This is a genomic window from Vreelandella andesensis, from assembly GCF_003989795.1.
Taxonomy (GTDB): Bacteria; Pseudomonadota; Gammaproteobacteria; order Pseudomonadales; family Halomonadaceae; genus Vreelandella; species Vreelandella andesensis.
In genome coordinates this window covers 33,349-44,221 of sequence record NZ_RZHG01000031.1, presented here as the reverse complement: position 1 = coordinate 44,221, position 10,873 = coordinate 33,349, and the positions used below count along the sequence as shown (strand labels likewise).

Below are 10,873 nucleotides of genomic sequence, written 5' to 3'. Positions count from 1 at the left end.
TAAATGCCGCCTGCAATATCTTACAAGCAGGCACCGCGCTGTTAGCCGGTGCTGAGAGTTGAAGTAATACCGAGGGTCACTCGGAAATCGACGCCTGTGGAGTTTGTATAAGACCGGCAATGCCAAGGCATTGAAGGCAACGGACAACGAAGCAGGAACCAGGAAGGCAACGACCTGGGAATCCGCCACTATAATCTCTGATTTAGTGGTCGGAGCGTGTCAACCGGCTGGCCCTTACGTCTGCTCTTTAGTCCGCCTACCTGTGCCACGGTGAGCGGCCTTCAAGCACAGCCGAGCTAAAGGCACCAGCAACCACAGCAGCGGCGTAAGTATCCAACGATAGACAAAACGGCCAATAATCAGCACTGGCAGTAATACCATCAACCAGACAAGAAATTGCCCAAGCCATATTGGCCAACCGAGCCATTGCGAAAAATTGGCCCCTAGAGCACTGACTAGGCTTGGGTGGCGAATAACCACATAGCCTGTGGTAGCCACCGCAGCCACTTTGGCCATACGCGGCAGCGCGGCGAAACGCCCGCCAGAGGCAACGACTCCTTGTCGTAGCCCTGCACGGGCACCCTGCGCTTCAACGCTGCCAAATCGAGCGGTACGGGCGGCTCGACCTGCCTTTAAGACCTTGACGGTGCTAGCCATGACGAATATGTCAACGCCAGCCCAGCCAAGGTCGCTTATGCCTATGGCCTCGCCGCGCCGCCACTGGCTTTCCAAATCACGCAGGCCTCTGGTAAAAAAATCTCCCACGCCCGATACCAACCGCTCGCCTTGCAGCCACTCAACATTACCATCATCGTCTACTACAAATTGATTGAGCAGCCCATGGCCGTTGCTATCGAGTAGCGCAATGCCCATCTGGCCACGCCGGTAAGGGGTCAGTTTTGCTATTGCGGTTTCGATGTCTGCCTCATCCATTTCAATGCCCGCAGCGGACTCATCGCTCCACCAGCGGCTGACCTGCTGATAGCGCTCACCAATCCAGTGCTGGGCGCGCAGCGACGCAATATCGTGATCACGGAAGTAGCTTATGGGCAGCACCGCATCCGCACCAAAGCGCACTAGCACTTGCTGGAATTGAGGCGATAATCCATAGTCGAGCAGCGTGCTTCGGGCGATATCCCCATGGCGTAATATCGCCAACGAGGCGCTCATCCATAGCGCTTGATCAGAGGCATAGCTGAGAAAGAGCGAGTTGATCGCCGCAGACTCTTGTTGAAGCCCAGGTTCAAGGGCGGGCAGCATCCGCTCGACTTCCAAGCGCACCAGTTTGTCTTCAAATGGCTCGTGGGAAGCGGCGACCGACAGCAGTCCAGCAATTACCACTGCTGATAGCACTATTAACTGCCAGGGCCGGAACGCCATTTACCCTAACGACTCCGCTGTCACAGCCTGGGTACCTGAGTTAGCACCTGAATCGTCACATCTCCAGGAATTTTATCCTGCTCAATCAACGAACGTACAAAGTGTACAGCCACGAAGGGGCGATATTTTTTAGAGGGGGCGGACAACATCATAGCAGCGCTCCATTCATTACTTTTTTCCAGGTAAATCTATTTTAGCTGGCCCTGTTTTAGCTGACCCTGTTCTAGGTGACTCTGTTTTAGGCTGGTCGGCTTGGTCGCTTATAGTAGATGACGTGCCGTTATGGACCATGGCAGCCTCCATACGATCAAGCTGAGCTTTTAACGTATGCACGTCGCTACGCAGAGATTGAAGTTGAGCAGAATCCCCTTCACCGCTATCCAACTCCATCTGCGCGCTCTCCTTTTGCATAACGTCGAGTACAATGCCGATCATCATATTGAGGAAAATAAACGCGGTGAGAAATATAAACGTCAAATAGTAGATCCAACTCCAAGTATATACTTCTTGGGTGGCATACATGACGTCAGTCCAATCCTCAAACGTAGCGATGCGAAACAACGTAAGCATCGCTACGGAAATGTTCCCCCACAAAAAATCGTCAACGTTATGGAACAAAAAGCTACCAAGGGCAGCATAGATATAAAAGATAATAAACATCAGCAGTACGACATAACCCATCCGGGGTATCGACTTCACCAACGCGCCCAGCAACATTTGCAATTCAGGAATCATCGACACCAAACGCAAAACACGGAAAATCCGCAGCAACCGCGCCAGCAACACCATCTCTGAGTCGTCCATGGGGATCAGGCTAGCAGTCACTATCAAAAAATCGAAAACATTCCAACCTTTCTTAAAAAAGCTGACTAAGTTGCGCTCGGCTGCCATTCTGATCAAAATCTCAATCAGAAAGAACACGGTTACGGCAATATCAAGATAAAGCAGCCACTGCTCTATTCGGGAGGTTTCCTCATAGGTTTTCGCGCCTATTACCAGGGCAGAAATCACAATGATGGAAATCACTACCCCTTCAAACAGCTTGTTGCTACGCAGCTTTTCGAAGCGGGCTTGCCAGGTATTGAATGGTTCACTCATGGAACAAGGAGTCTCTAAACGGTTAACGGCATCACTTTATATTAAAATCACACGCTTACTCTACAAGTGATACCTTGTTGTTTCACTTGGTGTATCTCCGTCACCCAGGTACCTGCTGCGACCTAGGTAATCTTTGATTTTTTGCGCTGGATAAGCCCATGACACTGCTGTGGATAGCCTTACTGCCCCTGCTCGGCGTGCTGGTGCCGGCACTCAATGCAAAACGCAGCCGCACTCTGTGCTCGCTAGCGACAAGCATACTGCCGGCCGTTGCCTTGCTGTTGACACTGCTGCAGATCCCTGCCCTGTTAGAAGGTGAAGCGCTGCGTTTTAACGCGGCATGGATGCCCGAACTAGGCCTGGAACTAGCCTTTCGATTAGATGGTCTGTCACTGCTCTTTAACCTTCTGATTATTGGCATCGGCCTTCTGATTTTATTGTATGCACATTTTTACTTAGCTAAAGATGAGCCATTTGGACGTTTCTACGCCTTTCTCATGCTGTTTATGGCATCGATGGTGGGTATTTCGATGTCAGACAATCTCATCTTACTCTGGTTATTCTGGGAACTAACTAGTCTTTCGTCATTTTTGTTGATTGGCTTTTGGTCGTATCGCAGTGATGCCCGAAAGGGTGCCCGTATGGCACTTACCGTTACCGGTGCCGGTGGACTGGCCCTGCTAGCAGGCTTACTGCTACTGGGTGATATGGCGGGCAGCTACCGAATGGACGACGTACTTGCCAGCGGTGCTGTGATCGTTGCCGACCCACGCTACCCACTGATGCTTGGGCTAGTTTTACTCGGTGCGTTTACCAAATCAGCCCAGTTTCCCTTTCAGTTTTGGCTACCTCATGCGATGGCAGCCCCAACGCCAGTTTCAGCCTATCTGCACTCGGCCACTATGGTAAAAGCAGGTATTTTTCTAATGGCACGTTTGCATCCTGCCATTGCTGGCAGCGAGCTTTGGAGTGTAGTAGTACCGCTAATAGGTACTATCACACTGCTCTATGGCGCGTGGTTTGCCCTCTTTAAAACTGACTTAAAAGGAATCTTGGCATTCTCGACCGTCAGTCACCTAGGCTTAATCACCGTATTGCTGGGCATTGGCAGCCCAATGGCGGTGTTAGCCGCCCTGTTTCACATTTTGAATCATGCCACCTTTAAAGCCGCGTTGTTTATGAGCGCAGGGATTATTGACCACGAAACGGGCACACGAGAACTCAAGCAACTCGGTGGGCTAAAAAAAGCTATGCCTGTTACAGCGTTGCTAACTACCCTGGCTGCCGCTGCCATGGCTGGTGTACCGTTTTTTAACGGCTTTCTTTCTAAAGAGATGTTTTTTACCGAAACGCTAGCGACCCCAGTGCTGGGTGGGCTTAGCTGGATACTCCCTGCCCTTGCAACATTAGGTGGCATTCTTTCAGTGGCTTATTCAGTGCGTTTGGTGCACGCCGTCTTTTATAAGCCCGCCAAAGAAGCAACGCCTAAAGCTCCTCACGAGCCACCTCACTTGATGCGACTACCCGTGGAAGTTCTAGTGGCTCTATGCGTTTTGGTCGGACTCTTCCCCGCTTTTTTTGCCACTGGCATTTTACAACTGGCGACTCAAACCGTATTGGGCGAACCGCTTGATTTCCATTTGGCAATTTGGCACGGCGTCAACCTTCCCTTAATCATGAGTGGGCTGGCTTTTGTTGTGGGATTCGCGCTTTATTGGCGACATGCTGACCTACGCCGTTTAGTAAAGCCGTTTGCCAGTGTTGATGCACTCCGAGTGTTTGAGCGCTCTATCATTACGCTTGGTTATCGTGCCGAGCAACTGATCACCAAGTTTGAAGGCAACTCGCTACAACGCTACATGGGCTGGCTGCTTTTTGCGGCGTTATTGATGGGCGCGGTTGGCTTGGCAAATATGAACGGCTTAACTGGCTCAAAAGGTAATCAGCCGATCGACGGCGTTGTTATGTTTGGTGCAGGCATGCTGATATTTGGGGGGATAGCAACCGCGGCAACCCATCGATACCGGCTAATTTCACTACTGATGCTTTCGGTGGTGGGTTTATTCGTTGCTCTCACATTTGCGCGTTTTTCAGCTCCGGACTTGGCACTGACTCAGCTATCGGTAGAGGTTGTGACCATGATATTGCTGATGTTGGCGCTATTTTTCTTACCCCAAAAAACGCCACGCGAATCGAGCCCTAAGCGCAACGCAAGGGATTTGTTACTGGCAGGGTCACTGGGCTTAGTGGTGGCTAGCCTTAACTATGCAGTGATGACTCGTGAAACACTGTCGATTTCTGAATTTTTTGTTGAAAACAGCAAGCCAGGCGGCGGCGGCTATAACGTCGTCAACGTGATTTTGGTCGACTTCCGTGGTTTCGATACGCTTGGTGAGATTACGGTACTCGCTATTGCAGGCTTGGCGATTTTCAAACTCTTGAATCGACTACGCCTGTTCATCCCCCATAGCGACGGCGAAGGGCGTGTTTGGTCTCCCGATCGCTACCCCGCCATTTTAACGTCGATTTCAATGACGTTACTGCCGCTAGCACTGCTGGTTTCTGCGTTTATCTTTCTGCGCGGGCACAACCAACCTGGCGGCGGTTTTATCGCCGGCTTGATTACTGCTGTCGCGCTTATCTTGCTCTACATGGCACGCGGCGTGGAATGGGCGCAAGAACGTCTTAACTTCCCTTTCCAACCCGTCGCCGTAGTAGGCGTTGCTGTTGCAACACTCACGGGGCTGGGCAGCTGGCTGCTGGGTTATCCGTTCCTGACGTCGTCTTTCGGTTACTTTACCTTGCCACTGATTGGCACCTTTGAGCTGGCTACCGCCCTGCTATTCGATCTCGGCGTTTATTTAGCCGTTGTTGGTGCAACACTAATGATTCTTGCTAATTTGGGTAAGGTCACGACATCACACCGCCCAGTCACAGAGCCTAAAACAAGCGCTGGTTCGAATACGCCCAACGACAAGGAGCCCCACTAAATGGAAATGCTTTATGCCATTACAACAGGCATATTAACTGCGTGCGGACTCTATCTAACTCTGCGGAGACGTACATTCCCCGTTGTGGTTGGCTTAACACTGCTCTCCTACGCGGTTAACTTGTTTTTATTTTCCATGGGGGGATTAACGACGGACGGGGCCGCCCTGGTTAATGAAAGCAAGAACATTGCTGACCCCCTGCCCCAGGCACTGGTATTGACGGCGATCGTCATCGGTTTTGCAATGACAGCCTTCGTGGTCATCCTGGCCATGCGTGCACGCAGCGAAGCGGGTAACGACCATGTCGACGGTAAAAAGGAAGACCACGAATGATTCAGCATCTAATTGTTTTACCCGTGGTACTACCGTTAATCGCGGGCATTTTATTGCTTTATCAACGCCAAGGATTAGTGCGTTATAAGCGCGCCGTCAGCGTAGTCGCCTCCGTGCTTTTGCTATTCGTCTCAATCGCGTTGGTCAACCAAGCAGCGAGTGGTGAAATTACTTACTACGCGCTAGGCGACTGGCAACCACCGTTTGGCGTAGTGCTGGTGCTAGATCGCTTGTCGGCATTGATGGTGCTAGTGACCGCTATTCTGGCAGTCGGTGCGGTCATTTTTGCCTGCGGCGGTGATGATGAAAAAGGCAGTAACTTTCATGGGTTGTTTCAATGGCAATTGTTGGGCATTAACGGCGCGTTTTTAACCGGCGATCTTTTTAATCTCTTCGTATTTTTCGAAGTATTGCTCTTAGCCTCTTACGCCCTACTGCTGCACGGGGGTGGCAAAGCACGCATCCATGCCAGTGTTCACTATGTGGTACTCAACTTAGCGGGCTCTTCACTATTTCTAATTGCCGTAGGCATCCTCTATGGTGCAACGGGTACACTGAACATGGCTGACATGGCCCATAAGCTGGCCAGTCTGCCCGCAGAGCGCGAAGGTTTAGTCACCGCAGGCGCATTAATGCTGCTGGTGGTTTTTGGTTTAAAGTCAGCTATTTTGCCCCTCTATTTTTGGCTGCCCCGCGCTTATGCTGCCGCACCTGCGCCAGTGGCAGCGTTATTCGCCATTATGACGAAGGTGGGTATTTACGCGATTTTGCGTGTTTATTCACTGATATTCAGCGATCAGGCAGGTGGGTTAGTGGCTCTAGAGCAGCCCTGGATATGGTGGTTAGCGCTAGCAACGCTAGCAGCAGCAGGTGTCGGTGTTATCGCTGCACGTGATTTACGCCTACTGGTAGCTTATCTGGTACTTATCTCGGTGGGCACACTACTGGCTGGAATTGGCATGCGCTCACCTGCTGCGACTTCAGCGCTGCTTTTTTATCTTATTCACACTACGTTGATTACTGGTGGGCTCTTTCTGCTGGCCGAAATGATAGGCCTTCAGCGGGGTAAACCCGGCACACGCATCGTTAAAGGCCGACCATTGGTTCAAGGGAATGCTCTGTCAATTACCTTTTTTGTTGGTGCCATTGCCATCGCAGGGTTACCGCCACTATCCGGCGCGCTAGGGAAAGCACTAATGCTCAACGCAGCAGAAGGTAGTGAACGTCTGTGGCTTTGGCCACTACTGCTACTGACAAGCCTTGCGTCATTAATTGCGCTATCTCGCGCAGGTTCAACGCTGTTTTGGCGCAGTCACCGAGGCAGCCCAAGTGGTAGTATCCTCTCACGTTACCAATGGATTGGCATGCTGTGGCTGCTTAGCGCGGCACCCCTAATGGTGGCCTTTGCTGGGCCAGTGAGTAGCTATACTCAAGCCACGGGAGAGCAGTTGGCCAACCCACAGCTATTGATAAATACGCTTCTGCCTGATGCTGGAGACACCCAATGATTGCCCCCCGCGCTTGGCTTCCTACGCCGGTACTATCACTGCTGCTGCTATTGGTATGGTTATTACTCGTACGCAGCTTTGCGTTTGGTCAAATTGTGCTAGGCAGCGCACTGGCTATCCTCATTCCGTTATTGACCCACCGCTTTTGGGATGCACGTCCGCGCATTGGTAAACCGTTCAAGCTGTTGCGTTTTGTACTTCGCGTACTAGGCGATATCGTCATCGCCAATTTCGAAGTAGCGTATTTAATTGCCAACCCCTGGCGCAAAGTTAAACCTCACTTTATTGAATATCCGCTGATGCTTGAAGAACGGTTCACTATTACGTTACTCGCCAGTACGGTCAGTCTCACACCTGGCACCGTCTCGGCAAATTTACGCATGGACGGAAAATCTCTTCTTATTCATGCACTTGATGTGGACGACGAGGACGCCTTAATTACCCATATACGCGAGCGTTATGAGCGCCCACTTAAGGAGATCTACGAATGCTAAGCGCTGCCCTGGTGATTACTTTAGCGCTGGTGGTAATGGCGCTGTTGATGAATCTTTATCGCCTAACCATTGGCCCTGACCTGCCAGACCGCGTGTTGGCGCTCGATACAATGTATGTCAACTCGATTGCACTCATCGTCCTGCTAGGGCTGTGGCTCAATAGCAAGACGTACTTTGAGTCCGCACTGTTAATTGCCATGCTCGGCTTTATAAGCACGGTGGCAGTATGTAAGTACATTTTACGCGGGGATATTATCGAATGAACCGTGTGACGTCTCAGGAGATGCGCCAATGTCGTTTTTCGTCGAAGCGCTAATTTCACTGCTATTAGTAGCGGGCGGGATTTTCGTATTTATCGGCTCGCTAGGTCTCGCCCACCTAAAAGACTTCTACATGCGCCTGCATGGCCCCACCAAAGCCACCACGCTTGGTATCGGCTGTATGCTTGTCGCTTCAATGGGTTATTTTTGGAGTGTCGATGGTAAGCCTGACGTACAAGAACTGTTGATCACTCTGTTTTTGTTCATTACGGCACCCGTTAGCGCGCACTTGCTCGCGAAGACGGGTCTGCATATGCAGCTTAAGTATGCTGACAAAACCCGAGGCAAGCCGGTAGAACTTCGCTCAGAAGAAGTAGGCGAAAAACCCGTACCTCACCCTGACAAAGGGCATGGTTAAAAGACAGAGACCTCCTCTCTCGATCGCTAAGCGCTGGCTGAAACGCCGGCGCTTTTATATGTCAAAGACGTGAGGCAGTAGTGGGAAGCGACACTTTCCGGTAAGCTCCTTGCGTTTTGTTAGCCTGTTTTGAGGTAATTCTATGTGGAGCCTGCTTAGGTTATCGGCACTGTCATTGACCACGTTGATGATAGCGGGTTGCTCAGACCCCAAAATAGACACAAGCTCAATGCCTGCTGCCGTTGTCTCTGTTGAGAAAGTGCGTAATTCACTCCCTACCTACAAGCGTGATGAGTTCGATCAAGCATTAACGATCATTGCCATGTCATCGTTTAGCGGCATCGATTTACTCAATGCCGGACGAATGAATGCCGCCGAAATTGCTGAATCAGCGAATGCCTACATGCATGGGCTAACGGGCGATGAGATTATAGATCGGGCTGACAAAATGTTACGCGAACGTCGCGCTCGGGAGCGCGAGCAGGCACTGCAAACGCTTGATCGTCTGGAAACTAAACAGGCTAGCGCTGTACACGATCAACAGCAACGCGCCCAGGTAAGCATTGAAAATGCCGATTATTACATCAGCACCAGCCCCTACGGTGCATTTGAACCTGTCATTGACCTTCAGGTAACCAATGGCTCCGATGAGGTCATTTCAGAACTATTTTTGCATGGCACATTGACCAGCCCAGACCGCGAAACACCGTGGGTCGATGAGACGTTCTACTATGTTATCGCTGGCGGCCTAGCTCCGGGCGAAACCGCGCAGTGGAGTCTTGCACCCAACCGTTTTGGCCCCTGGGGGAATAACCAGATTCCCCGCAATACGCAACTTACCTTAACCCTACAGGGGATAAATGACGCGCAAGATGAGCCTCTCTGGGATTCGCCACCGCTTAGCGACAATGAAACCGCTAAACTAAAAGCGCTGCGTGCCGAATATGGCGGTATTAACGCTCACGCTACTCAACAACCAGACGGCTAATGCTAACGGTGCTGATTCGGCGGTACTGAATAAAGGCGATGCTAGGCACCGCCCGTCCACTTACTTGGCAGCGCTATTAATCAATCGATTAAATCTGATTCTCGATAACCGATTAAATACAGCACTGCATCAATTCCCAACGTTGAAATTGCTTGGCGAGCTTGCGCACACACAACGGGCTAAAATTCCCGTGAGCCCCACGGTAGTCTTTTCATGCTGGCGGAGCTTGCCAGCGCCCGCCAGAAACGCTTTGCCCGCTTGCAAAATGTTGCAAGCAGCGTTCACATCGCGGTCATTGCCTTGGGTGGCGCAACTCGGGTAATCCCAGGTGCACACGTTGCGCAACATTTTGCCGGTGATATGACAACAGTGAAAGCAGCGTTTCGAGTGGAGATACCACTTGTCGATCTGGACGACATCGCGTCCACACCGCTCCGCCTTATACGCCAGTTGTTGGGTAAGCTGATGCCAGCCCACGTCGCTGATGGCCTTGGCCAGTGAGTGGTTTTTGAGCAGGTTTTTGATCTGTAAACTTTCGGCAACAATAACTTGGTTCTCGTGAATAAGCTGCGTGGAGAGTTTATGGGTAGCATCGCGGCGCTGATCGGCCACACCACGCGTCCGCTGATTTTGGTGGAATGATTGCCGATCGATGACTGCGGTCGGCAATTTTTACTGCGCGCGGTGGTCCCCTTTGCCAGTCGATCGCTGCCGATCTTCGAGAAGATCCACCACACTCTACCAACAGTGCATGCAGATTAAAGAAGGTTTCCGTGACATCAAAAGTCCCTTCTTCGGGTTGGGCTTCGGAATGCACCAGTCTTGTCAAAGCAAATGGATAGAAATCCTGCTGCTGATCGCGATGCTGGCCAATATCGTCATGATGGTAGTTGGACTGTACATTCGAGCTAGCGGGCAACAGCGGCACTACCAGAGAAACACTATCCGGCACCGGAACGTGCTATCCATATGACGCTTGGGACTGGAATGGCCTCGGTCTCACCAGCCCAGCGCTGTGCTCTGGCCACTTTGGGAGTTGCTTAAAGCGAGTCTGCAGGGGGAAGTCAGGGCGCAAGCCTTATGCGTAATCAAGGTAGTCTGATCGAAATTCTGTGGCGACCGATAAAATGCGTTTAATTATACATGAGTACCTACCTTCGTTTGATCGCCTTGCGATGAAATCCATCGCTTACTCGGAGGCTATGGATTCTATGAATCCAGGGAACTGAATGCGTGATTAATTTTTAATAAGTACTCAACGGTACCACTTAAACTCATGAATATAAGGCCCAGATTCATGATGTTTAGATTAATTTCTTCACCTCTTTCCATGATAAAGATCCTTTCCAAATTCACATTTTAATGTGATTTTTTACCCAAAGTATTTCTATAAGCTAAAAGTAC

10 protein-coding genes and 2 pseudogenes are annotated in these 10,873 nt (G+C 50.9%); 7 read left to right on the top strand and 5 right to left on the bottom strand.

Annotation, left to right across the window (positions count from 1 at the left end):
- Positions 1-234: 234 nt before the first annotated feature.
- From ELY33_RS17460 to ELY33_RS17455, 3 genes are read right to left on the bottom strand one after another with little or no spacing between them, the layout of a single operon-like run.
- Entirely contained in the window at positions 235-1,380 is a 1,146-nt protein-coding gene (locus ELY33_RS17460; protein WP_126949183.1) for a hypothetical protein, read from the bottom strand.
- A gap of 20 nt (positions 1,381-1,400) precedes the next feature.
- Entirely contained in the window at positions 1,401-1,532 is a 132-nt protein-coding gene (locus ELY33_RS18300) for a hypothetical protein (RefSeq protein WP_279629887.1), read from the bottom strand.
- A 16-nt stretch (positions 1,533-1,548) separates the two neighbouring features.
- Positions 1,549-2,478, bottom strand: a complete 930-nt coding sequence (locus ELY33_RS17455) for an ion transporter (RefSeq protein WP_126949182.1) — start codon at positions 2,476-2,478, stop codon at positions 1,549-1,551.
- 158 nt (positions 2,479-2,636) lie between these two features.
- On the opposite strand from ELY33_RS17455, the gene ELY33_RS17450 reads away from it, so the two are divergent.
- The 7 genes from ELY33_RS17450 to ELY33_RS17420 all read left to right on the top strand — a co-directional run bounded on the left by ELY33_RS17450 (position 2,637) and on the right by ELY33_RS17420 (position 9,469).
- Positions 2,637-5,468 carry a monovalent cation/H+ antiporter subunit A gene (locus ELY33_RS17450; RefSeq protein ID WP_126949181.1) on the top strand — a complete coding sequence of 944 codons (2,832 nt, stop codon included), beginning with the start codon at positions 2,637-2,639 and terminating at the stop codon, positions 5,466-5,468.
- Positions 5,469-5,801, top strand: coding sequence for a Na+/H+ antiporter subunit C (locus ELY33_RS17445; protein ID WP_126949180.1), 333 nt, complete (start codon positions 5,469-5,471; stop codon positions 5,799-5,801).
- Positions 5,798-7,309 (top strand): monovalent cation/H+ antiporter subunit D, encoded by a 1,512-nt coding sequence (locus ELY33_RS17440; protein ID WP_126949179.1) that lies wholly within the window; start codon positions 5,798-5,800, stop codon positions 7,307-7,309. The genes ELY33_RS17445 and ELY33_RS17440 overlap by 4 nt, the downstream gene beginning before the upstream one ends.
- Positions 7,306-7,803, top strand: a complete 498-nt coding sequence (locus ELY33_RS17435) for a Na+/H+ antiporter subunit E (RefSeq protein ID WP_126949178.1) — start codon at positions 7,306-7,308, stop codon at positions 7,801-7,803. Before ELY33_RS17440 ends, ELY33_RS17435 begins: the two co-directional genes overlap by 4 nt.
- On the top strand, positions 7,797-8,066 hold the full coding sequence (locus tag ELY33_RS17430) for a K+/H+ antiporter subunit F (protein WP_038485667.1): 270 nt from the start codon (positions 7,797-7,799) through the stop codon (positions 8,064-8,066). The genes ELY33_RS17435 and ELY33_RS17430 overlap by 7 nt, the downstream gene beginning before the upstream one ends.
- Before the next feature lie 28 nt (positions 8,067-8,094).
- Complete coding sequence (locus ELY33_RS17425) at positions 8,095-8,481, top strand: Na+/H+ antiporter subunit G (protein ID WP_126949177.1); 387 nt, start codon at positions 8,095-8,097, stop codon at positions 8,479-8,481.
- 142 nt (positions 8,482-8,623) lie between these two features.
- Positions 8,624-9,469, top strand: coding sequence for a DUF6694 family lipoprotein (locus ELY33_RS17420; protein WP_340148144.1), 846 nt, complete (start codon positions 8,624-8,626; stop codon positions 9,467-9,469).
- An 80-nt stretch (positions 9,470-9,549) separates the two neighbouring features.
- Here the strand turns inward: ELY33_RS17420 and ELY33_RS18415 are convergent.
- Together ELY33_RS18415 and ELY33_RS17410 are read right to left on the bottom strand one after the other, a co-directional pair.
- Positions 9,550-9,648, bottom strand: a pseudogene (locus ELY33_RS18415) (phosphoserine phosphatase SerB); the annotation flags it as partial.
- Between the two features lie 91 nt (positions 9,649-9,739).
- Positions 9,740-10,081: pseudogene (locus ELY33_RS17410) on the bottom strand (RNA-guided endonuclease TnpB family protein); the annotation flags it as partial.
- Between the last annotated feature and the right edge of the window lie 792 nt (positions 10,082-10,873).